The 20,977-nt window shown below is 72.7% G+C and carries 21 protein-coding genes and 1 pseudogene; 10 read left to right on the forward strand and 12 right to left on the reverse strand.

The window, feature by feature from the left end; all coding sequences use genetic code 11:
• Positions 1 to 28: 28 nt before the first annotated feature.
• Both AB4030_RS08605 and AB4030_RS08610 read left to right on the forward strand, forming a co-directional pair.
• Complete coding sequence (locus AB4030_RS08605; protein WP_442278798.1) at positions 29 to 1,057, forward strand: Gfo/Idh/MocA family oxidoreductase; 1,029 nt, start codon at positions 29 to 31, stop codon at positions 1,055 to 1,057.
• Entirely contained in the window at positions 1,057 to 1,851 is a 795-nt protein-coding gene (locus AB4030_RS08610) for a TIM barrel protein (protein ID WP_442278799.1), read from the forward strand. Before AB4030_RS08605 ends, AB4030_RS08610 begins: the two co-directional genes overlap by 1 nt.
• A 36-nt stretch (positions 1,852 to 1,887) precedes the next feature.
• Here the strand turns inward: AB4030_RS08610 and AB4030_RS08615 are convergent, their stop codons facing one another.
• The 3 genes from AB4030_RS08615 to AB4030_RS08625 all read right to left on the reverse strand — a co-directional run bounded on the left by AB4030_RS08615 (position 1,888) and on the right by AB4030_RS08625 (position 4,067).
• Positions 1,888 to 2,739 (reverse strand): SCO6745 family protein, encoded by an 852-nt coding sequence (locus AB4030_RS08615; protein WP_442278800.1) that lies wholly within the window; start codon positions 2,737 to 2,739, stop codon positions 1,888 to 1,890.
• Between the two features lie 31 nt (positions 2,740 to 2,770).
• Complete coding sequence (locus AB4030_RS08620) at positions 2,771 to 3,505, reverse strand: sulfite exporter TauE/SafE family protein (protein ID WP_442278801.1); 735 nt, start codon at positions 3,503 to 3,505, stop codon at positions 2,771 to 2,773.
• 64 nt (positions 3,506 to 3,569) lie between these two features.
• Positions 3,570 to 4,067, reverse strand: coding sequence for a MarR family winged helix-turn-helix transcriptional regulator (locus tag AB4030_RS08625; protein ID WP_442278802.1), 498 nt, complete (start codon positions 4,065 to 4,067; stop codon positions 3,570 to 3,572).
• Positions 4,068 to 4,106: 39 nt separating this feature from the next.
• Here AB4030_RS08625 and AB4030_RS08630 point away from each other — a divergent pair, with 39 nt between their 5' ends.
• The 6 genes and pseudogenes from AB4030_RS08630 to AB4030_RS08655 all read left to right on the forward strand — a co-directional run bounded on the left by AB4030_RS08630 (position 4,107) and on the right by AB4030_RS08655 (position 10,106).
• Positions 4,107 to 5,168 carry a DMT family transporter gene (locus AB4030_RS08630; protein ID WP_442278803.1) on the forward strand — a complete coding sequence of 354 codons (1,062 nt, stop codon included), beginning with the start codon at positions 4,107 to 4,109 and terminating at the stop codon, positions 5,166 to 5,168.
• Positions 5,084 to 6,367 (forward strand): annotated as a pseudogene (locus AB4030_RS08635) (dihydrolipoyl dehydrogenase family protein); the annotation flags it as partial. The gene AB4030_RS08630 and the pseudogene AB4030_RS08635, both read left to right, overlap by 85 nt.
• A gap of 181 nt (positions 6,368 to 6,548) precedes the next feature.
• Positions 6,549 to 7,406, forward strand: coding sequence for an HAD family hydrolase (locus AB4030_RS08640; RefSeq protein WP_442278804.1), 858 nt, complete (start codon positions 6,549 to 6,551; stop codon positions 7,404 to 7,406).
• Positions 7,407 to 7,488: 82 nt separating this feature from the next.
• Entirely contained in the window at positions 7,489 to 7,929 is a 441-nt protein-coding gene (locus AB4030_RS08645; RefSeq protein ID WP_442278805.1) for a YciI family protein, read from the forward strand.
• 67 nt (positions 7,930 to 7,996) lie between these two features.
• Positions 7,997 to 9,274: an RNA polymerase sigma factor gene (locus AB4030_RS08650; protein ID WP_442278830.1), complete on the forward strand. Its 1,278-nt coding sequence runs from the start codon at positions 7,997 to 7,999 to the stop codon at positions 9,272 to 9,274.
• A 208-nt stretch (positions 9,275 to 9,482) separates the two neighbouring features.
• Positions 9,483 to 10,106, forward strand: a complete 624-nt coding sequence (locus tag AB4030_RS08655) for a hypothetical protein (protein ID WP_442278806.1) — start codon at positions 9,483 to 9,485, stop codon at positions 10,104 to 10,106.
• Positions 10,107 to 10,196: 90 nt separating this feature from the next.
• Here the strand turns inward: AB4030_RS08655 and AB4030_RS08660 are convergent, their stop codons facing one another.
• The 6 genes from AB4030_RS08660 to AB4030_RS08685 form a co-directional block, all read right to left on the reverse strand.
• Positions 10,197 to 11,249 (reverse strand): TerC family protein, encoded by a 1,053-nt coding sequence (locus AB4030_RS08660; protein ID WP_442278807.1) that lies wholly within the window; start codon positions 11,247 to 11,249, stop codon positions 10,197 to 10,199.
• Positions 11,250 to 11,418: 169 nt separating this feature from the next.
• Positions 11,419 to 12,111 carry an NADPH-dependent F420 reductase gene (locus tag AB4030_RS08665; protein WP_442278808.1) on the reverse strand — a complete coding sequence of 231 codons (693 nt, stop codon included), beginning with the start codon at positions 12,109 to 12,111 and terminating at the stop codon, positions 11,419 to 11,421.
• 28 nt (positions 12,112 to 12,139) lie between these two features.
• A complete protein-coding gene (locus tag AB4030_RS08670) occupies positions 12,140 to 13,531 on the reverse strand; it encodes a HAMP domain-containing sensor histidine kinase (protein ID WP_442278809.1) in 1,392 nt (463 codons plus the stop codon).
• Complete coding sequence (locus AB4030_RS08675) at positions 13,528 to 14,298, reverse strand: response regulator transcription factor (protein ID WP_442278810.1); 771 nt, start codon at positions 14,296 to 14,298, stop codon at positions 13,528 to 13,530. Before AB4030_RS08675 ends, AB4030_RS08670 begins: the two co-directional genes overlap by 4 nt.
• Before the next feature lie 101 nt (positions 14,299 to 14,399).
• Positions 14,400 to 14,960 carry a cysteine hydrolase family protein gene (locus AB4030_RS08680; RefSeq protein ID WP_442278811.1) on the reverse strand — a complete coding sequence of 187 codons (561 nt, stop codon included), beginning with the start codon at positions 14,958 to 14,960 and terminating at the stop codon, positions 14,400 to 14,402.
• A gap of 66 nt (positions 14,961 to 15,026) precedes the next feature.
• Positions 15,027 to 15,440 carry a VOC family protein gene (locus AB4030_RS08685; RefSeq protein ID WP_442278812.1) on the reverse strand — a complete coding sequence of 138 codons (414 nt, stop codon included), beginning with the start codon at positions 15,438 to 15,440 and terminating at the stop codon, positions 15,027 to 15,029.
• A 106-nt stretch (positions 15,441 to 15,546) separates the two neighbouring features.
• Here AB4030_RS08685 and AB4030_RS08690 point away from each other — a divergent pair, with 106 nt between their 5' ends.
• Both AB4030_RS08690 and AB4030_RS08695 read left to right on the forward strand, forming a co-directional pair.
• Positions 15,547 to 16,404, forward strand: coding sequence for a TrmH family RNA methyltransferase (locus tag AB4030_RS08690; RefSeq protein WP_442278831.1), 858 nt, complete (start codon positions 15,547 to 15,549; stop codon positions 16,402 to 16,404).
• Between the two features lie 140 nt (positions 16,405 to 16,544).
• Entirely contained in the window at positions 16,545 to 17,180 is a 636-nt protein-coding gene (locus AB4030_RS08695; RefSeq protein ID WP_442278813.1) for a VOC family protein, read from the forward strand.
• A gap of 109 nt (positions 17,181 to 17,289) precedes the next feature.
• Here AB4030_RS08695 and AB4030_RS08700 read toward each other — a convergent pair whose 3' ends face one another.
• The 3 genes from AB4030_RS08700 to AB4030_RS08710 form a co-directional block, all read right to left on the reverse strand.
• Entirely contained in the window at positions 17,290 to 18,279 is a 990-nt protein-coding gene (locus AB4030_RS08700; protein ID WP_442278814.1) for a hypothetical protein, read from the reverse strand.
• Between the two features lie 72 nt (positions 18,280 to 18,351).
• Complete coding sequence (locus AB4030_RS08705; protein ID WP_442278815.1) at positions 18,352 to 20,670, reverse strand: heavy metal translocating P-type ATPase; 2,319 nt, start codon at positions 20,668 to 20,670, stop codon at positions 18,352 to 18,354.
• Positions 20,667 to 20,975 (reverse strand): heavy-metal-associated domain-containing protein, encoded by a 309-nt coding sequence (locus AB4030_RS08710; RefSeq protein WP_442278816.1) that lies wholly within the window; start codon positions 20,973 to 20,975, stop codon positions 20,667 to 20,669. Before AB4030_RS08710 ends, AB4030_RS08705 begins: the two co-directional genes overlap by 4 nt.
• Positions 20,976 to 20,977: the final 2 nt, after the last annotated feature.

Raw genomic sequence — 20,977 nt, forward strand, 5'->3', positions numbered from 1 at the left:
TCTAGTCCAGATTTGCGAAGGAGCAGTCATGACGCGCACCGACCCCGTCCGGTTCGGGCTCATCGGAGCCGGACGCATCGGCACCCACCACGCCACCACCCTGGCGCGACGCCTCGGTGAGGCCGAGCTCGTCGCCGTCGCCGACGTCCAGGCCGCCGCTGCCCAACGCCTCGGCGACCAGCTCGGCGTCCAGTGGCTCACCGACCCGCAGGCCCTCATCGACGACCCACGCATCGAGGCCGTGGCGATCACCTGCGCGAGCACGGCCCATGCCGACCTCGTCGTCGCGGCGGCCCAGGCGGGCAAGGCCGTCTTCGTCGAGAAACCGATGGCGATGACCCTCGCCGACGCGGACCGCGCCATCGCCGCGAGCCGGGCTGCCGGCATACCCCTGCAGGTGGGCTTCAACCGGCGCTTCGCGCGCGACTTCGCGACGGCCCACGAGGCGGTGGCCACAGGGGGCATCGGCACGCCCCAGCTGCTGCGCTCGCTGACCCGCGACCCGGGACTGGCCAACCCGGCCGGCGTGCCGCCGTGGACGATCTTCACCCAGACGCTGATCCACGACTTCGACACCCTCAACTGGTTCAACGCCGGTGCGACGGCCGTCGAGGTCTCCGTCATGGCCGACGCCCTCGTTGCGCCCGACTTCAAGGACGCCGGCCTGCTCGACACCGCCGTCGTCACCATCCGCTACGACAATGGAGCGATCGCCGTCGCCGAGGCGAGCTTCTCGGCCGCCTACGGCTACGACGTGCGGGGCGAAGTCTTCGGCTCGGCCGGCATGGTCACCGCCGGCAGCCCCGCCCACCTCAGCACCGCGCACTGGAGCGCCGCTGGCGTCTCCAGCCCGACCGCCTGCGCCGACACCGACCTGTTCACCGACGCGTATGCCGGCGAGCTCGCGGCCTTCTGCGCCGCCGTTCGCGGCGGCACCCCGACGAAGGTCGGGGGCGAGGACGCCCGCGCCGCGCTCCGGATCGCGCTCGCCTGCATCGAAGCCGTCGAGACCGGCGGCACCGTGGCCGTGCGCGACACGGACCGGGCTGGTGTCTGATGGCGACTGGCCCCTTCACGCTCGCTGTCAGTGCCGAGATGGTCTTCGTCGACCTGCCCTTCGCCGAACGCGTGCGCCGGATCCACGAGCTCGGTTTCCAGGTCGAGATCTGGGACTGGACGCGCCACGACATCGACGAGCTGGAGGCCCTGCGCGACGAGGGCGTCGTCTACTCGTCGATGACCGGCTACGTGCGGGGGCGCCTCTCCGACGCCGAGGGCGCCGACGAGCTGCTCTCGACCGCGGCCGAGTCGGTGCCCGTGGCGAAGCGGCTCGGCATCCCGCGCCTCAACCTGCACGGAACCGGCCTCGACGACCGGGGCCTGCCCGTCCGGCCCGAGCCGGTCGCGACCGGACCCATGTGGCTGACTGCGCAGCGCACGCTGGGCCGCATCGCCGAGCTGGGCGAGCGCGAGGGTGTCGTGTTCGTCCTCGAGAACCTCAACACGGCCGTCGACCACCCCGGCGTGCCCTTCGCGACCGCCGCCGACTGCCTCGCCCTCGTCGCGGCGGTGGACAGCCCCCACCTGAGGCTGATGCTGGACCTCTACCACGCCCAGATCGGCGAGGGGAACCTCATCGAGCTGTGCCGACGGGCCCTCCCGCACATCGGCGAGATCCAGGTCGCCGACGTGCCCGGGCGCTGTGAGCCGGGCACCGGCGAGATCGCCTATCCCGCGCTCGCCCGGGCGCTCGTGGAGATGGGGTATGCCGGCCCGGTCGGTCTCGAGGGATGGGCGTCGGTCGACGACGAGCTCGCCCTCACCCGCTTCCGCGACGCCTTCACCCCCTGACACTCCGTCGACCTGAGCGCGGGAGGGTGCGGGACGTCAGCCGCGGGTGCCGATCCAGTCGGGGAGGATGCCGCTCGCGAGCGCGGCGGACCGCAGCGGGGCGGCGAGCTCGGCGATGCGGCGGGTGTCGTCGAGCCCGAGGTGGGCCCATCCCTCCAGCGCCATCCGGTCCGTCTCGCGCTCGAGGTCCATGCGGAAGGCGAGGCCGTCCTCGGTGAGGGTGTCGCCGTCGAGGAGGCCGCGCTCGGTCAGCCGCTGGACCCCGGCAGCCCACTCCTCGTCAGACCAGCCGCGGCTCGACCGCATGAAGCCGGTGGTGCCCGAGAAGAGGCCGCCGATGACGATCGACTCCACCGGGTCGAGCCCGGCGCGGAGCAGTGCTGCGACGTGCCCGTCCCCGCGGTGCTCGCGGATGAGCGTCGCGGCGTGCCACAGCGCCAGGCGGGGCTCGTCGGGCCACGCGAGCCCGGCGTGGGCGGCATACAACGGGCGGCCCGGCGCGGTCAGCCCTGCACACACGGTCCGCGTGAGGTCGAGCAGCTCGCTGACGTCGGCGTCACCGACGACCCGCTCGATCACGACCGACATCGCGTCGCGGCGGGCCTGCTGCACCCGCTCCGGGCTGGCGACCGCCCACGACGCCGGCAGCGCCTTCCGGAGCAGCCACGGAGCAAAGACGTAGAAGGTCGCGGTCGGCACCTCCGGACCGACGGCGCCGAAGGCGGCCGAGCGGGCCGCGAAGTAGCTGAGCCGAGGGTGCAGCCCGAGGGCCACGAAGGCGTCGCGCACGTCGTCGGCGAAGTAGCCGAGCACGTGGAACGTCTCGAGGCGTCCCCAGGCCTGCCGTGAGGCGCGGATCAGCTCGACGTCGTCTGCGCGGGTGCTCATGCGCAGCACCCTAGGCGCACTCGCCCCGCGCTCAGCGGACGACGAGGGCCAGCGCCGAGACGACAGTCGCGGCGAGCACCGCCTGGTCGAAGCGGGTCTGGCTGAGGCGGCGTGCGGTGTGCAGCCCGATCCAGGACCCGACGAGCACGAGCGGAGCGAGCAGCGCGGTGCGCCAGAACGTATCGACGCTGAAGAGGCCGAGCCCGATGCTGAACGGCACCTTGCACAGGTTGACGCCGAAGAAGAAGATCGCACTCGTGCCGAGGAAGCGGCGCTTCTCGACGCCTTGCGCGACGAGGTAGAGCGTCATGACGGGCCCGGCGGCGTTGGCCGTCATCGTCGCGAAGCCGGCGGCCGCACCCGTGCCGATCGCGGCCGCCTTCGACGCGCCCACCCGCGCTGTGTCGGGGGAGCGCCAGGTCAGGACGAGCTGCAGCGCCGCGAGGACGAGCAGCAGGCCGCCGATGGCCCGCCGCAGCGTCGTGTCGTCGACCCAGGCCAGGAAGAGGGCGCCGAGTGCGAGGCCGGGCAGCACGGCGGGGATGAGGCGCTTGAGCAGTCCGAGATCGGCGTCGCGGCGGTAGTGCCACACCGCGACGACGTCACCGACGAGCAGCAGCAGGAGGATCGCGGCCGTCGACTCCTTGGTCGGCAGGACGAGCGCGAAGATCGCGACGGCGATGCTCCCGACGCCCCCGATGGCGGTCTTGGCGAAGCCGACGAGCAGGGCGGCGACGCCGAGCAGCACCAGCGTCGTGACGGTCATGGAAGCGCAGCGTAGGCCGATGCGGCTGCTGACGTCCGGCTGTCCAGCGGCGACAGCCGCCGCCTCAGACCCCCAGGGACGCCCCGAGCTTGCCGAGCAGGCGGGCGAGCGTGGCGCGCTCGCCGGAGGTGAGCGGCTCGAGCAGCCGCGCCTCGTTGGCGAAGTGCTCGGGGGCCGCTTGGTCGATGAGCTCGCGTCCCTTGTCGGTCAGGGCGACGATGCGGCTGCGGCGGTCACCGCTGGAGACGCGCCGCTCCACGAGGCCGGCTCCCTCGAGCCGGTCGAGCCGCTTGCTCACCGCGCCGGACGTCACCATGGTCTGGGCCATGAGCTCCGTCGGCGTCAGCTCGTAGGGCTCGCCGGTGCGTCGCAGCGTCGCGAGCACGTCGAAGTCACCCTCGCCGAGGCCGTGCGCGTTGTAGACCTTCACGAGCTCAGTCGTCAGGGCCAGTGCCACCCGGTGCAGCCGGCCGATGACGAGGACCGGACTCACGTCGAGCTCGGGGCGCGCCTCCGCCCACTGGTCGACGACGTGCTGGGCGTGGTCCTCGGGTTGGGGCATGTCTGGAATATATCTTCTCCGGAAGGTAGTTTACCTTCCATGGAAGACAATCGAGCGGACTGGGCGAACGTCGCGCTGACGGCGCTCCCCGCCGCCATCTGGGGATCGACGTATGCCGTGACGCAGCAGTGGCTGCCACCCGGCCGTCCGCTCTTCGCCGCCACCGTGCGGGCCCTGCCCGTCGGGCTGCTCATGCTCCTGTGGCTGCGGCGCCTGCCGAAGGGCGACTGGTGGTGGCGCTCGCTCGTCCTGGGGTCGCTCAACATCGGCATCTTCTACGCGCTGCTCTTCTTCGCCGCCTACCGCCTCCCCAGCGGCCTCGGCGCCCCCCTCGTCGCCACCGCCCCGATGGTGACCATGGGCGTCGCGCGTCTGCTCCTCCGCCAGCGTCCGGCGCGGATCTCGTTGGCGGCCGGGCTCGTCGGCCTCGTCGGGGTGGCCCTCCTGGTGCTCCAGAACGGACTCGACAAGCCGCTCGACCCGGTCGGGCTCGTAGCCGGTCTCCTTGCCGTCGTGCTCTCGTCGGTCGGTTTCGTCCTGACGCGGAAATGGTCGCCCAACGACGACGTCGTCACCGTGACGTCTTGGCAGCTCGTCGCCGGCGGTCTCGTCCTGCTGCCGATCGGGCTCGTCGTCGAGGGGGCTCCACCCGCACTCGATCTCCCGGCCGTCGGCGCCCTCGTCTACCTCGGCCTGCTCGGCAGCGGCGTCGCCTACGTCCTGTGGTTCCGCGGCCTGGCCGTGCTCGGACCGACGTCGGCCTCGATCATCGGCCTCGTGAACCCCGTCGTCGGCGTCCTGCTCGGCGTCGTCCTCCTCGGGGAGCACTTCGGACCCGTCCACCTCGTCGCGATGCTCCTCGTCGTCGGCAGCGTCCTCGTCGCGCAGGGACATGCTCTTCCCAGCGAGGGCCGGACGGGTAAGGCTGTGGCATGGCTACCGACAGCGACCACACCTTCGACGTCATCGTCATCGGCCTCGGTCCGGGCGGTGAGCACGTTGCCGGCAGTCTCGCCGAGCGCGGCCTGCGTGTCCTCGGCGTCGACCGCAGGCTCGTCGGCGGTGAGTGCCCGTACTGGGGCTGCATCCCGTCGAAGATGATGATCCGTGCGGCGGACGCCCTCGCCGAGGCCCGCCGTGTCGACGGGCTCGCCGGCTCGGTCGGTCAGGTCACGCCCGACTGGTCGGTCGTCGCCAACCGCATCCGTGAGGAGGCCACCGACAACTGGGACGACCAGGTCGCCGTCGACCGCCTCACCGGCAAAGGGGCGACGTTGGTGCGCGGCACCGGCCGCATCGCGGGACCCGGCCGAGTCGACGTCGACGGCACCGCGTACACCGCGACCACGGGCATCGTCGTCAACACCGGCACGACGGCCGCAGTGCCGCCGATCGAGGGCCTGCGCGACACGCCCTACTGGACCAACCACGAGGTCATCGAGACCACGGAGCTGCCCGCCTCGCTCATCGTGCTCGGCGGTGGCGCCATCGGCTGTGAGCTGAGCCAGGTCATGGCCCGCTTCGGCGTCGACGTGACGATCGTCGAGGCCGCCGACCGCATCCTCGCGCTCGAGGAGCCGGAGGCGTCTGCCGCGCTGCAGCAGGCACTCGAGGCCGACGGCATCACGGTGCGTCAGGGCGTCGGCGCCGAGAAGGTCACCCACGACGGGTCGGCGTTCACCGTGACCCTGGCGGGCGGCGCCACCGTGACGGCGGAGAAGCTGCTCGTCGCGACCGGCCGCCGCGCCGACCCCGCCGCCGTCGGGCTCGACACGGTCGGCGTCGCCAAGGACTCGCGCACCGCGCCGGTCGACGACCGCTGCCGGGTCACCGACGGGGTGTGGGCCATCGGCGACATCACCGGCAAGGGGGCCTTCACGCACGTCTCGATGTACCAGGCCGGTGTCGTCATCCGTGACGTCCTCGGCGACGACGGTCCGCCGGCGGAGTATGCAGCCCTCCCGCGCGTCACCTTCACCGATCCCGAGGTCGGTGCCGTCGGGATGACCGAGGCGCAGGCCCGCGAGAAGCTCGCGAACGTCCAGGTCGGCGTCACGCCGCTCGGCGAGACGACCCGCGGCTGGATCGCCAAGGCCGACGGGCTCATCAAGGTCGTCGCCGACGCCGACCGTGGCGTCCTCGTGGGTGCCACGACGATGGGTCCCGCCGGGGGAGAGGTGCTCGGGGCGCTGGCCGTCGCGGTGCACGCCGAGGTCCCGATCGAGCGGCTGCGCTCGATGATCTACGCCTACCCGACCCTGCACCGCGGCATCGAGGACGCGCTCGGCCGCCTCGCCTGAGGCTCCGGCGCGCCGACCGACGGTCGTCGTCGGCACGGGGCCGCACCTACGTCACTGCTCCGTCTGGCGGAGCAGTGACGGAGTAGCTCGAGGGTGACCGCCGGATGACGATCCGGTAGCGCCTGGGCGATGGGCGATCGGCCCTGCGTGGCCGTTCCGCGTCGGGCGATACGGTGAGCGCATGGCACAGCGACTGCTCGCCCTCGACCTCGACGGCACGACCCTCAACCACATGGGCGAGCTCTCGGACCGTGTCCGTGACGCCGTGCAGGCCCTGCCTGACGACGTCGCCGTCGTCATCGCCACGGGCCGGTCGATCATCGCGACGACGCCCATCCTCGAGGCTCTCGGCCTGCGCGAGGGCTACGCCATCTGCTCCAACGGCGCCCTGACGCTTCAACTGGATCCCTCTGCGGCAGAGGGCTACTCGATCATCGACATGGTCACCTTCGACCCGCGGGCAGTGCTCGAGAAGATGCGGGTCGCCCTTCCAGACGCGCTCATCGCCGTCGAGGAGCCGGGCGTCGGTTTCAAGGTGAGCAAGCACTTCCCCGACGGCGAGCTGATGGGTCACTCTCGCGAGGTCGCGTGGGAGGAGCTCATCGCCCACCCCGTCACCCGCGTCACCCTCCGTCAGCCCGAGGCCACGGCCGAGGAGTTCATGGAGGTCGTCGAGCGCGCGGGTCTGCACGGGGTGTCGTATGCCGTCGGCTGGTCGGCGTGGCTCGACATCAACCCCGAGGGCGTGTCCAAGGCGAGTGCCCTCGAGCTGGTCCGGCGCCAGCTGCGCGTCGAGCCGATCCACACCGTCGCCTGCGGCGACCAGCGCAACGACCTCGAGATGCTGCACTGGGCTGCCTGGGGCGTGGCCATGGACAACGCTCCCGACCAGGTCAAGGCCGTCGCAGACGAGGTCGCCGGTCACGTCGACGACGACGGGCTCGCGCCGATCCTCGAGGCCGTGGCCCAGGCCGCCCGCGACGGCGTCCCCTTCCGCGACGGCGTCGAGTCGGCTGCGACGGTCCGCCTCGAGCTCTAGTGTTCGGCGGTAGACCCGGGGGTCGTGTCGAGAACCGGCCGTCCCGTTCGACGTGGGAGTGAGGCGGGCCCCAGGGCCCTGCATGGACACCCAGCGAACCACCGAGGAGACCGCCATGCGCTTCATGATCATCGTCCCGGCCACCCCCGAGACCGAGCAGGGCCGGACCGGCACCCAGCAGCAGTTCGCCGACATGCAGGCCTACAACGAGCAGATGCTCAAGGCCGGGGTCTTCGTCGACGGGCAGGGCCTGCACCCCAGCGCCAAGGGCGCGCGCGTCACGTGGGAGGACGGTGACTGGGTCGTCACCGACGGGCCCTTCGCCGAGGCCGGGGAGCTCATCGCCGGCTTCACGATCATCGACGTCAGCTCCCGCGAGGAGGCCATCGAGTGGCTGAGGAAGTGGCCGACGTCGTGCGCGCCCGGGCCCGGTCTGGCCCTCGAGCTGCGGCAGGTCTTCGCGCCCGAGGACTTCACCGCAACACACCCGGAAACGGTCAGCACAGGCCGGTTGCAGCTGTAGGACGTTGACTGTTTCCGGGTGTGTTTCGGGGGAGGGGGCGTGCGAGAGTGGCGGGGTGTCACCGACCATGGGCCCGCGCACCGACGACGTCGCACGCACGCTCGAGGCGGTCTGGCGCATGGAGGCCGCCAAGGTGACGGCCGTCGTCGCCCGGCTGGTCGGCGACGTCGGCCTCGCCGAGGACCTCGCGCAGGACGCGTTCGTGCAGGCCCTCCAGCAGTGGACCCGTGACGGCATACCCCACAAGCCGGGTGCGTGGCTCACCGCGACGGCGCGGCGGCGGGCCATCGACCGCATCCGCCGCGACGTCAACCTCGCGAGCAAGCTGCAGCAGGTCGGACACCTGGAGGAGCTGAGAGTGGCCGAGCTGGCCGAGGGCGACTTCGACGCGGCCCTGGAGGACATCGACGACGACGTCCTCGGCCTGATCTTCGCCGCCTGCCATCCGGCTCTCACCGCCCAGGCGCGGATCTCGTTGACCCTGAGGATGATCGGCGGGCTCACGACTCGCGAGATCGCACGAGCCTTCCTCACCACCGAGGCGACCGTCGCGCAGCGGATCTCGCGGGCGAAGCAGACCCTGAGCCAGGACGGCGTCACCGTCGAGATCCCGTCGGGTGCCGAGCTGGCCCCGCGACTCGCATCGGTGCTCGAGGTCGTCTACCTCATCTTCAACGAGGGGTATGCCGCCACGTCGGGTCGGGACTGGGTGCGCGGTGACCTCATGGAGGAGGCCATCCGGCTCGGCCGCGTCCTGTCGGCGCTCGCGCCCCGCGAGCCCGAGGTGCACGGGCTGCTGGCGCTCATGGAGATCCAGGCGTCGCGCACCCGCGCCCGCATCGGCCGCGACGGCGAGGCCGTCCTGCTCCTCGACCAGGACCGGACGCAGTGGGACTGGGCCCTGATCCGGCACGCCCTGGCGGCACTCGACCGCGCCGTGTCGCTCCTCGACCCGGCTCAGGATGCGGCAGGGCCGTACGTCCTGCAAGCGGCCATCGCGGCCTGCCATGCGCGCGCCCGCACCGCCGACGCGACCGACTGGGGGCGCATCGTCGCGCTCTACGGGCAGCTCGGCGTGATCCGCCCGTCGCCCGTCATCGACCTCAACCGGGCCGTCGCGCTGTCCTATGCCGAGGGCCCGGGCGCCGCGCTCGAGGTCGTCGACGGGCTCGTCGCCTCCGGCGGCCTCGCCGACTACCACCTGCTCCCGAGCGTCCGCGGAGACCTCCTGGCGCGCCTCGGGCGCGACGGCGAGGCCCGTGCGGAGTTCGTCCGGGCTGCCGAGATGACCCAGAACGACGCCGAGAGGTCGCTGCTCCTGCGACGCGCGGCCGGACCGGTCTGACGACCCCGAGGCCGGGGGGAGCGGCCGCGACGTCCCTTCGCCCACGGCGGCGCGCACGGTTCTCACGGCCGCCTACCCGGCCGTGGGACCGATCTTCGCCTGACGGCACGCGCCCCCGACCGCCCCGCCGGGTGCCACCGGGCAGCCCGAACACGATCCGAACACGACCCGGACCGATGCTTCACCTGCGTGCGGGAGTGTGGTTCCCATGAACACCGACACGCGCCGGACGACCGGCCTGCTGCGCTCCTCCACCGCCCTCGGGGCTGCCGTCCTCGTCCTCGGCAGCCTTGCCCTCGGCGCCTGCTCGAAGACCGATGCGAACGGCACCGCCGCCAGCGCGATCGGCGCCGGCCAGGTGCAGCACGACGCCACCGCGGCCGCCACCGATGCCGACACCGTCGACCTCGTCAACGCGGCCCTCGAGACGCCGGCCGTCGACGGCACGACGGGCGCCGACGCCCGCCAGGGCGACCGCAAGGCACTGCGGGCGCGGCTGCTGCGGGGCCTGCACGGCGTGTGGGTCACGAACAGCAAGAGCGGCTTCGTCACCCACCAGGCGATCCGCGGCGACGTCACCGCGGTCTCGGGCAGCTCGATCACCGTCAAGGCGAAGGACGGCTTCTCCCTGACGTTCACCGTCGCTGCCGACACCAAGGTCCGCGCCCGTACGAAGGGCAAGGGCACGGACTCGACGATCGGCGCCGTCAAGGTCGGCTCCAAGGCGGTCGTGACCGGCCTCGGCGCGACGAACCCGAAGGCTCGCGTCGTCGTGTTCGCGGCCACGACGCCCCAGCCCGGCAGCACGCCCTCCCCGAGCGCGACGAGCTGAGGCGCGGCGCCCCGCCGCAGACGGTTCCCCCGGCCGAGTGCCCACGTCCCGACGTCGGGACGTGGGCACTCGACGGAGTGGTCGGGGTGGTCAGGCCTGCGGCACGGACGACGGCTCGTCGTCGGACTCGCCCGCGTCCTCGTCCTCCGCCCGCCGGTTGGAGAGCAGGCTCGTCGCGGTGACGACGGCGAGGATGCCGAGGATGACGCCCAGGGAGAGCAGCGTCGGGATCTCGGGGACGCCCGGCCACACACCGTGCGCCCAGTGCAGGACGAGCTTGACGCCGATGAAGGCGAGGATGAGCGACAGCCCGTGCCCGAGGTGCACGAGCTTGGCCAGGGCGCCCTCGAGGACGAAGTAGAGAGCGCGCAGGCCGAGCAGGGCGAACGCGTTCGTGGCGAAGACGAGGTACGGGTCGCCGGTGATCCCGTAGACGGCCGGCACCGAGTCGATCGCGAAGACGACGTCGGTGCCGAGGATGGCGATGGCGACGAGGGCGAGCGGCGTCCAAGCGCGCCTCGCGCCCTCGCGGACGGTCAGGCTCGTGCCGGCATACGCGTCGGTGACGGGGTGGAAGCGGTGGATCAGCTTGACGCTGCGCAGCTGGTCGACGTCGATGCCGTGGTCGGAGTGCGAGAGCGCGTCGCGACCGACCTTGACCGCGGTGGCGAGCAGGATCGCGCCGAAGAGCAGGAAGGTCCACGCGAAGCTGGCGATCATCTGCGCGCCGAGCGCGATGAAGACGCCGCGGAGCACGAGCGCGCCGCCGACCCCGATGAGCAGCACCCGCTGGCGCAGCTCACGCGGGACGGCGAAGGCCGAGAGCAGGATGATGAAGACGAAGAGGTTGTCGACCGAGAGCGACTTCTCGACGAGGTAGCCGGTGTAGTACTCCACCCCCTGCTGGGAGCCGTACTGCGACCAGAGCCAGCCACCGAAGGCCACGGGGATGGCGATGTATACAGCCGACCAGCCGATCGCCTCGCGCATGCTGGGGTCGTGCGGGCGGCGCGTGATGAGGAAGTCGATGACGAAGAGGGCGGCGACGCCGGCGATCGTCGCGAGCCACAGCGTCGGCGAGCCGATCGACTCGAGTGAGCCTGCAGGCGGCGCCGGGGTGGCGGCGGACAGGGCAGTGAGCATGAGTCTCCTCAGAACGATGTCTGAGGTCTCCTTCACCGACTGCCGTCGGCCGCGGACCGGGGCGGTCGCGTGACCGCCGTACTGACCGGAGCGTGCGAGGAAGTACTCCCCTCGCGGAGGAGTCTACGGGTGGCGGGGACACCGCCCAAACGGCTGTCGAGGGTCGGGGTCAGACCTCGCGCACGGCCCGCATGGCCAGTCCCGCCACTTCGTCGCTCCCGGCCCGACGGGCGCCGGCCGCCCAGTCGCTCTCGTCGGCGGCGTACTGCATGCCGTATGCCGGCTGGCCGGGCTGGGTGCGCCAGCCCTCGGCGAGCGGCCCGAGGTCGAGGGTGTCGTAGCCCAGGGCGTCGAGCGCCTGACGCACGGTGTCCTTGGCCGAGGCGTCGTCACCGGCGATGGCGAGGGCGCTGCGCTCGTCGGAGCCGGTCGGGTCCGCCGGTCGGGCGAGGTCGCGCAGGTGCTGGAAGAAGATGTTGTTGAAGCCCTTGACGACGTGCGACTGCGGCAGGTGCGCCTGGAGCAGCTCGGAGCTCGTCGTCGAGCCGTCGTCGAGCGCCTCGATCTGTCCGTCGCGCTGGGGGTAGTAGTTCATCGTGTCGATGACGACCTTGCCGGCGAGCGCGTCGACCGGGATGTCGCGGTAGGCCTTGAGCGGGATCGTCACGACGACGATGTCGCCGGCGCTCGCCGCTTCCTGCGCTGTCGCCGCGCGTGCGTGCGGGCCGAGCTCGCCGACGAGGTCCGCGAGGGTCTCGGGTCCCCTGCTGTTGCTGAGCACGACGTCGTGACCGGCCGCGATCGCGAGCCGGGCGACGGTGCTGCCGATGTTGCCGCTGCCGATGAATCCCCAGGTGGTCATGCGGTGGTCAACCGCGGAGCGGGGTGCCTCATTCCACGCCGTCCCGGTGGGGGAGGCGCAGCGTGAAGCGTGCGCCTCCCTCGCTCGCGTGCCCGGCCTCGACGGTGCCGCCGAGCACCTGGGCGAGCCGGTCGACGATGGCGAGGCCGAGGCCGGTGCCGACGGGTCGGAGGCCTCGGTAGCGCTCGTGCAGCACCGACGGCTCGAAGGCGACGGCGAGGTCCTCGTCGGTCAGGCCCGGCCCTCCGTCGCGCACCTCGACCACGTCGACGTCTCCTCGGGGCCCGGCCTCGCGCCGCACCTCGACGAGCACCGGTCGTCCGGACGGCGTGACGCGGAGGGCGTTCTCGAGGAGGCCGTCGACGAGCTGACGCACCCGCGCCGGGTCGGTGACGGTCCAGGCCTGGGCCACGGTGGGGACGAAGGCGAAGGGCACCCCGACGGCGGAGCACCGCCTCGACCAGACGGACTCGACCTCCCGTCCGAGTGCGACGAGGTCGGTGTGCTCCGGGGCCACGCTGGGCCGGTCCGCGCCGAGCCGGGCGAGGTCGAGCAGGTCGCCGACGAGCCGCTCGAGCCGCTTGGCCTCGGTCAGGACGACACCTCCCACCCGAGCCGTCTCCTCCGCCGGCACGACACCGCTCGCCAGGGACTCGGCGTAGCCGCTGATGCCGGTGAGGGGCGTGCGGAGGTCGTGCGACACCGACAGGAGGAAGTCCCGCTGGCGCCCCTCCGACCGAGAGAGCGATCCGGCCAGGGAGTTGAGGGCACTCGCGACCTCGGCCACCTCGGCAGGGCCCTCGACCGGGACGCGCACGTCGCGTCGCCCGGCCGCGAGAGCGTGCGCCGCATCGGCCGTGCGGTGCAGCGGCCGGGCCAGGCGTCGGGCCACGATGACGCTGACGACGACGGCCACGAGCGCGGCGATGAGCAGGGCCAGCAGCACCCGCCGCACGAGCCGGTCCGAGTCGGCGGTGGCGTCCGACCGGCGCTGGACGAGGACGATGCCGCCCGCGTCGGTGGGGCGCCCCTCGATGAGGACGGGCGTGCCGTCGACGACGTCGCTGTCCGAGATGGAGTCGCCGGCGAGCAGGGCCGAGCGACGGGACGGGGTCAGGGCGTCGCGGGCGAGGGGGCTCGGCGACGCGACGGCGCCGGCCCGGCCGACGCTCGCGGACTCGATGCCCAGCGTCCCCAGGGTGCGCACGGCCCGGTTCTGCGACACCCGGGCGGCCGCTCCCGAGTCGGCCCGCTCGGCGGCGGCGTCGGCGATCGCCGCGAGCGTGCCTCGCGCCGAGTCGTCGACCGACGTCCGGGTCAGGCTCACGGCGAGCAGCCCGGCGAGCAGCGCCGTCAGCACCGCGACGCCGACGGCGAGCAGGACGATCCGTCGCGAGAGCGTGCCACGCCCGCCAGTCACGGTCGGGACCGGGCGTCGCCCACGGGCGGGCGCTCGGCGGCATACCCGACCGAGCGGACGGTGCGGATCGGGCTCGCGTCGCCGAGCTTCGCCCGGACCTGTGCCACGTGGACGTCGACGGTGCGCCCGCCGGCCGTCGCGGCATACCCCCACACCTCGCTGAGCAGCTGCTCGCGTGTGAAGACGACCCCTGGCCGGCGCAGGAGGTGGCTCAGCAGGTCGAACTCCGTTGCCGTCAGGGCGATGTCCCGGCCGGCGACTCGGACCTCGTGGCTCGTCAGGTCGACGGTGAGGTCACCGGCGCGGAGCACCTCGGGGGCCGCGGCGTCCCCGCGAGTGCGCCGCAGCACGCCCCCGAGCCGTGCCACGAGCTCTCGCGGGGAGAAGGGCTTCGTGACGTAGTCGTCCGCGCCGAGCTCGAGGCCGACGATGCGGTCCACCTCGTCGTCGCGGGCCGTCACGAAGAGCACGGGCGTCCAGTCGCCACCGCCTCGCAGGCGTCGGCACACCTCGATGCCGTCGAGCACCGGCAGCCCGATGTCGAGCACGATGGCGCTCGGCCGGAGGTCGCGCGCCGCGTCGAGGGCGCTCGCGCCGTCACCGACGACCTCGACGCCGTAGCCGGCGGCGCGCAGGTTGAGCCGCAGCACGTCCGCGATCGCCGGCTCGTCCTCGACGACGAGCACGAGTCCGCGGCCGGAGTCCGGACGCGGGTCCGGACGGGGGTCCGGACGTGGGTCGGGGTTGGTGCCGGGCTCGGAGGACACGTTCGCAGCGTAGTGAGCAGGGGCGGCGTCCGCGTCACGCTCGTGTTCGAGTCGTGTCAGGGAACGGGCCGGGACACCCGCGCTCGCGTCGGGTGCGTGGCTCAGCGTGCCCCGAAGTCGATGTCGGCCGCCGGCACGACGTCGCCTGTGCGGCCCGGCGCCTCGGCCCAGGACCACGAGACGTTGGTGTGCACGATGACCTGCTCTGGAGAGACCGGCACACCCCACTGGCGCAGGTCCTCGGTCGTGTGGGCGTCCTCGACGAGCGTCGTGTCGTAGCCGCGGACGAGGGCGCCGTGCAGTGTCGACCGGATGCACGCGTCGGTCTGGGCGCCGGTGACGACGACCCGGCCGACCTGTCGCTCGGCCAGCACCGCCTCGAGGTCGGTGCCCTCGAAGGAGTCGCCGTAGCGTTTGTGGACGAGCGGCTCGGACTCGTCGCGGGTCAGCTCCGGGACGTACTGCCAGCCGTCGCTGCCGGCCGGCATGTTGTCGTCGGAGTGCTGCACCCAGATGACGGGCACGTGCTCGGCGCGCGCCTTGCCGACGAGGTCGCTGATGCGGGCGATGACGCCGTCGCGGTCCCACGCGCCGGAGACGACGTCGTTCTGCACGTCGACGACGAGCAGGGCCGTGTTGGGCCGTCCTTCGAAGGTGGTCATCGCGTCTCCTGCCTCGAGCTCTGCGTCGCCACCGACGCTACGCCGACCCGCCGACGGTCGGGGGCCTCACGGGGCGACGAGAAGGCAGAAGGGATGACCGGCCGGGTCGCCGAGCACGACGAGTGGCTCCCCGTCGTCGGCGGTGCGGTCGAGGAGCACGGTCGCGCCGAGCGCGAGGGCCCGGTCGCGGTGTCGTTCGAGCTCGGCCAGGGTCGGGACCGCGTAGTCCACGTGGAGCTGCATCGGCACCTCGTGGCTCGGCCACGTCGAGCGGGCCAGCTCGTCGACCTGCTGGACGGCGAGCCGTCGCACGTCGTCCGCGTCGAGCAGGACGATCCAGTCGGCGTCGTCGGGCCCGGTGGCCGGTCGCTCGTCACCCGGCCGGCAGTGCAGACCGAGCAGCTCGCAGTAGAAGTCGGCCAGACCGCGGGCGTCGGTCGTGTCGAGCGCGGTGTGCATCAGGCGGGGGAAGTCGGTCACGGAGCCTCCTCGGTCAGGGACGCCCTCACTCTACGAACGGGGGCGTTCGTGCGGCGCCCTCGCGGCACCGGCGAACGGATGGGATGCTGGGCCCGCCATGACGAAGATGACGGACCCGGTGCACCCCACCCGCGAGCTGACGATCAGCTCCGCGTCCAACCCTCGCCTCAAGAGCCTGCTCGGCCTGCGCCGACGGCGGACCCGGGAGGAGACGGGCCAGACCCTCGTCGAGGGCTACGAGGAGATCGGCCTCGCCCTCTCGGCCGGCGTGCGTCCCGGCACCGTCTACGTGTGCGAGGAGCTGTTCAGCCCCGCCGGCCGGGCGGGGTCGCAGGACATCGGCCACCAGGTCGACCTGCTCGCCCGGCTGCGGCACGACCGCGTCGAGGTCGTCCACCTCAGCCGGAACGCCTTCGAGAAGGTCAGCTACCGCGAGGGACCTGACGGCCTCATCGCCGTCGTCGGCCGCGTCGGCGTCGACCTCGCCGACCTGCACGTCGACGGTCCCGACCACCTCACCCTGCTCAGCCAGGGAGTCGAGAAGCCCGGGAACCTCGGCGCCATGCTCCGTACCGCCGACGCAGCCGGGGTCGACGCCGTGGTCGCGGCCGATCCCGTCACCGACTGGGGCAACCCCAACGTCGTGCGCGCCAGCAAGGGCACCGTCTTCGCGGTGCCCGCTGCGAGCGCGACGACCGCCGAGGCGCTCGACTGGATGGCCGCCCACGAGATCCGTCTCGTCGTCACCACCCCCGAGACCGACCTGCTGCACACCGACGTCGACTACACCGGTCGTGTCGCGATCGCCGTCGGCAGCGAGAAGCACGGCGCCGACCGGACCCTGCTCGAGGCCGCCACGCACCGCGTCCGGATCCCCATGCGCGGCAAGGCGAACAGTCTCAACGTCGCCGCGTCGGCCGCGATCGTGCTCTACGAGGCGGTTCGTCAACGCGACGCGCGCTGACCCGTCATGTTCTCGGGGAGCCCGCGGGACGGCATACGACATGACCGTCAGGTTTCGTCCGTGTGACGCGTGTGACGACCCTGCAAGAGAGGGGGAGGGCTGGTCAAAAGCATCCCTTGGCGTGTGTCACGATGTTCTGTATGCGAGTTGACCACGTCTCTTATGCAGCGGAGGCTGGTGGCCTCAAGGCCACGGCCGCCCGACTGTCCGACCTCATCGGCGTCGCGCCGGTCGACGGAGGGGTGCATCCCCGCTTCGGCACGCGCAACGTGATCTTCCCCCTGGCCAAGGACCACTACCTCGAGGTCGTCGAGGTGCTCGACCACCCGGCGTCCGACAAGGCGCCCTTCGGTCAGGCCGTGCGCGCGGCCTCCGAGGCCGGCGGGGGCTGGCTCGGCTGGGTCGTCGCCGTCGACGACATCGCCAAGGTCGAGCAGCGACTCGGTCGCGAGGCCGTCCTCGGCAACCGGCACCGCCCCGACGGGACCGAGCTCAAGTGGCGACAGCTCGGCATCAAGGGCCTCATGGCCGACCCGCAGGTCCCCTACTTCATCGAGTGGGACGACATGACGGTGCACCCCTCGGCGGGCGCCGACACGTCGGTCTCGATCGACAACCTCCAGATCGCCGGTGACCCGAAGCGCGTGCGCGAGTGGCTCGGCCCGGAGGACACCTTCGACAAGGGCGGCATCGACTTCACGTTCGTCGCCCCCCACGGCACCCCCGGCCTGCTGTCGGTCACCTTCGACACCCCCGGCGGCAAGGTCACCATCTGACGCATTCATCAACTCGCACGCGACACGGCGGTCACCCCTGTGGGGTGGCCGCCGTTCTCGTCGTTCCGAGGGCGTATGCCGTCCGGCCGCGCCCGCGACCGGACGGGGGTCAGTCGAGTGGCCGACCCGACGATGCCCCGACGGTTCGGCGCAGCAGGACCGTGCCGGCGACGCCGACGCCGACGGCGACGAGCACGGCGGTGAGCGGCGGCGAGGGCGGGAGACCCGCTCCCGTCAGCGTCGACGACAGCGACCGCTCGAACACCTGGAGCCCGTCGACGAGCAGCTCCTTCACGTCGGCGCCGCGCACGGGCGTGCCGCGCAGGGCCTCGAGGACGTAGCGGGCGGCTGTCAGGGCGGCCGCGGTGAGGGCGAGCAGGGCGAGGGCGCACACCCACGCGACGACCCGGACCACGCGCCGGCTGCGGACCGTGGCGGCGAGGAGTGCTCCGACCACGACGCCTGAGAGGGCCGCGAGGACCGTCGGCAGCCACGTCGGTGGTGCCGGCTCGCGCACGGTGCCGAGCGCGAGCTGACCGAGCCAGTCGGCGCCGACCACGGCGACGGGCGCGGCGGCGACCACCCGGAGCGCCGGGCCGCCGAGCGAGATCACGAGCCCGAGCACGAGACCCGTGACGACGCCGATGACCGTGAGGGCGACGAAGGCGAGGCGGACCTGGCCGGCGGTGGTGCCGGAGCCGCCGAGCTCGGGGTCGGGCGCCAGCGTCTGGGCGACCGACCAGCCGGTGGCGACGACGGCGCCGAGCGTCGCGAGCGCCGCGAGCCCGAGGCGCCGCCTGCGCCGACGGGCGTTCCACACCGGCGCGCAGCCGGCGAAGACGCCGGCCATGACGGCGACGACGAGCAGCGGCATGAGCAGCTGGTGGTGGAAGGGCAGCAGGGCGCTGCGCAGGTCGTTGCGCGGGTTCCACGGGGTGCCGAACGTCCCCTGGCTGGACCGGCGGACGAGCCACGGCAACAGCCCGACGAACCACCCGAGGACGGCGAGCAGCGGCACCGGCCACAGGCTCGAGCGGACCCGCCGCCTGTGGTGCTCGTCTGGCGGCGCCGCCCGCGGCGCTTCCGTCGTCGACGTCATCGTCGAACCTCCCCTGTCGTGAGCTGCCGGGTCGTCCCGCACCCGGGTCATCCTGCCATCGGCGTCAGCCGGTCACCGTGTCCACCGCTTGAGGCGCAGGGAGTTGCTGACGACGAGCACCGACGACAGCGCCATGGTCGCGCCGGCGATCATCGGGTTGAGCAGGCCGAACGCCGCGAGCGGGATGGCCGCCGTGTTGTAGCCGAACGCCCAGGCGAGGTTCTGCTTGATGATGCGCAGCGTCTCGCGGGAGAGGCCGATGGCGTCGCCGACGGCGTCGAGGTCGGGGCGCACGAGGACGATGTCGGCGGAGTCCATCGCGACATCGGTGCCCGAGCCCATGGCCAGACCGAGGTCGGCCTGGGCGAGGGCGGCCGCGTCGTTGACGCCGTCGCCGACCATGGCCACGACGCGGCCCGACTGCTGCAGCTCGGTGACGACCTCGTGCTTCTGGGCCGGCAGCACGTCGGCGCGCACGTTGGAGGCGTCGATGCCGACCTGCTCGGCGACGCTGCGCGCGTTGGAGGCGCTGTCACCGGTGAGCAGGTACGGGGTGAGGCCGAGCTCCCGCAGACGGGCGATGGCGGCCTTCGACGAGTCGCGGACCGTGTCCTCGACGGTGAGCGCCGCCTGGGCCACGCCGTCCCAGCCGACGAAGACCGTGGTGCCGGCGTTGCTCCGGGCGTGCTCGAGCAGCTCGGGGGCCACGCCCTCGAAGAGGACGGCCTTGCCGACGGTGACCTCGGTGTCCTTGATCCGTGCGGTCGCGCCCTCGCCGGGGTTGGCCTGGAAGTCGCGGATGCGCGGCAGCTCGAGGCGTGCCAGGCGGGCACCGTCGACGACGGCGCGGGCCACGGGGTGCTCGCTGCCCTGCTCGACGGCCGCGGCAGCGGTGAGGGCCGCCGTCTTCGACAGGGTCCCGCGCACGGCGATGCTGCGCAGGCGCAGCTCCCCGGTGGTGATGGTGCCCGTCTTGTCGAGCACCACGGTGTCGACGCGGCGGGTGTCCTCGAGCACCTGCGGCCCCTTGATGAGGGTGCCGAGCTGCGCGCCCCGGCCGGTGCCGACGAGCAGGGCCGTCGGCGTCGCGAGACCGAGCGCGCACGGGCAGGCGATGATGAGGACCGTCACTCCGACGGCGAGCGAGGTCGCGAGGTCGTGACCGGTGGCGAGCCAGGCGACGAACGTGACGACGGCGACGGCGAGCACGACCGGCACGAAGACGGCCGAGACGCGGTCGGCGAGGCGCTGGACGTCGGCCTTGCCGGTCTGTGCGGTCTCGACGAGCCGCTGGATGCCGGCGAGCATCGTGTCCGCCCCGACCTTGCGGGCCTCGACGACGATGCGGCCGGTCGTGTTGATCGACCCGCCGGTGACGGGGTCGCCGGGGGAGACGTCGACCGGGGTGGACTCGCCGGTGACGAGGCTCGCGTCGACCGCGCTCGAGCCGTCGCGCACGACTCCGTCGGTCGCGACCTTCTCGCCCGGACGCACGATGAACTGGTCGCCGACGACGAGCTCGCCGACGGGGATCCGGGTCTCGCTCGTGATCCGCGACCGGGGGTCGATGCGCAGGACCGACACGTCCTTGGCGCCGAGGTCGAGCAGCGAACGCAGGGCGTCCTTGCCGGAGTCCTTCGCGCGGGCCTCGAGGAACCGGCCGACGAGCAGGAACGTCGTGACGACCGAGGCGACCTCGAAGTAGAGGTGCATGCCGCCCTGCAGCAGCTCGACGACGGAGTAGCCCCACGCGGCGAGCACCCCGAGCGACACGAGGGTGTCCATCGTCGAGGCGAGGTGGCGTGCGTTGACGGCGGCGGCGCGGTGGAAGGGCCAGGCGCACCAGAAGACGACGGGGGTGGCGAGCGCGAGCTCGAGCCAGGGGCTGGCGGCGAACGTCGGCAGCACCATGGCGAGGAGCAGCACCGGGATCGTCAGCGCGATGGCGACGATGAGGCGCGGCTTGAGCACGTCCTGGGCGGGCGTGTGTCCGAGGTGGTCGCCCTGGTCGTCGGAGGTGTGGGCCCGGTCGTCGGCGCCGGTGTCCTGACGCGCGTACCTCGCCTGCAGCTTGCGGAGCAGCTCGCCGGCGCCGGGGGTCGGACCGGCGGCCGACCCGGTCTCGGCGCGCGGAGTGTCGTCGAGGACGCTGGCGCCGTATCCGGTCTTCTGCACCTCGGCGACGATGGCATCGACCGTCACCGGCGCGCTGAAGCGGACCCGCGCCTTCTCGGTGGCGAGGTTGACCGTCGCGGACTGGACGCCGGCGACCTTGGCGAGCTTGCGCTCGATGCGGGCCGAGCAGGAGGCGCACGTCATGCCGGTGATCGCGAGCCGCACCTCCTCGGGTGGGTGCTCGGCGGTCGTGGAGGGGGACAGGGTGTCGCTCATCGGAGGCTGTAGCCCGCCTCGGTGACGGCGGCGTCGACGGCAGCACGGTCGAGGGGCGCCTCGCTCGTGATGGTGACGGGCGAGTCCTCGCCGGGGTGAAGGTCGACGGCGGCGTCGGTGACGCCGGGCAGGGCTGTCAGCTCCTCGGTGACGGCGGCCGAGCAGTGGCCGCATGTCATCCCGGCGACGGTGATCTCGGTGTGGACGGTCTGGCTCATCGGTGCCTCCTCGGGCGTCGTGCCGGTCCAGGTGGGGGTCGGTGGGATGGTCGGGCGCGTGTTCGGAGCGGTGTCGGACTGGTTCACGG

This window comes from Terrabacter sp. 2YAF2 (genome assembly GCF_052114705.1).
Lineage (GTDB): Bacteria > Actinomycetota > Actinomycetes > Actinomycetales > Dermatophilaceae > Terrabacter.

Coding starts and splice junctions, on each gene's coding strand:
- AB4030_RS08605 (WP_442278798.1), top strand. CDS start 29: ATGACGCGCACCGACCCCGTCCGGTTCGGGCTCATCGGAGCCGGACGC.
- AB4030_RS08610 (WP_442278799.1), top strand. CDS start 1,057: ATGGCGACTGGCCCCTTCACGCTCGCTGTCAGTGCCGAGATGGTCTTC.
- AB4030_RS08615 (WP_442278800.1), bottom strand. CDS start 2,739: ATGAGCACCCGCGCAGACGACGTCGAGCTGATCCGCGCCTCACGGCAG.
- AB4030_RS08620 (WP_442278801.1), bottom strand. CDS start 3,505: ATGACCGTCACGACGCTGGTGCTGCTCGGCGTCGCCGCCCTGCTCGTC.
- AB4030_RS08625 (WP_442278802.1), bottom strand. CDS start 4,067: ATGCCCCAACCCGAGGACCACGCCCAGCACGTCGTCGACCAGTGGGCG.
- AB4030_RS08630 (WP_442278803.1), top strand. CDS start 4,107: ATGGAAGACAATCGAGCGGACTGGGCGAACGTCGCGCTGACGGCGCTC.
- AB4030_RS08640 (WP_442278804.1), top strand. CDS start 6,549: ATGGCACAGCGACTGCTCGCCCTCGACCTCGACGGCACGACCCTCAAC.
- AB4030_RS08645 (WP_442278805.1), top strand. CDS start 7,489: ATGGACACCCAGCGAACCACCGAGGAGACCGCCATGCGCTTCATGATC.
- AB4030_RS08650 (WP_442278830.1), top strand. CDS start 7,997: ATGGGCCCGCGCACCGACGACGTCGCACGCACGCTCGAGGCGGTCTGG.
- AB4030_RS08655 (WP_442278806.1), top strand. CDS start 9,483: ATGAACACCGACACGCGCCGGACGACCGGCCTGCTGCGCTCCTCCACC.
- AB4030_RS08660 (WP_442278807.1), bottom strand. CDS start 11,249: ATGCTCACTGCCCTGTCCGCCGCCACCCCGGCGCCGCCTGCAGGCTCA.
- AB4030_RS08665 (WP_442278808.1), bottom strand. CDS start 12,111: ATGACCACCTGGGGATTCATCGGCAGCGGCAACATCGGCAGCACCGTC.
- AB4030_RS08680 (WP_442278811.1), bottom strand. CDS start 14,960: ATGACCACCTTCGAAGGACGGCCCAACACGGCCCTGCTCGTCGTCGAC.
- AB4030_RS08690 (WP_442278831.1), top strand. CDS start 15,547: ATGACGGACCCGGTGCACCCCACCCGCGAGCTGACGATCAGCTCCGCG.
- AB4030_RS08695 (WP_442278813.1), top strand. CDS start 16,545: ATGCGAGTTGACCACGTCTCTTATGCAGCGGAGGCTGGTGGCCTCAAG.
- AB4030_RS08700 (WP_442278814.1), bottom strand. CDS start 18,279: ATGACGTCGACGACGGAAGCGCCGCGGGCGGCGCCGCCAGACGAGCAC.
- AB4030_RS08705 (WP_442278815.1), bottom strand. CDS start 20,670: ATGAGCGACACCCTGTCCCCCTCCACGACCGCCGAGCACCCACCCGAG.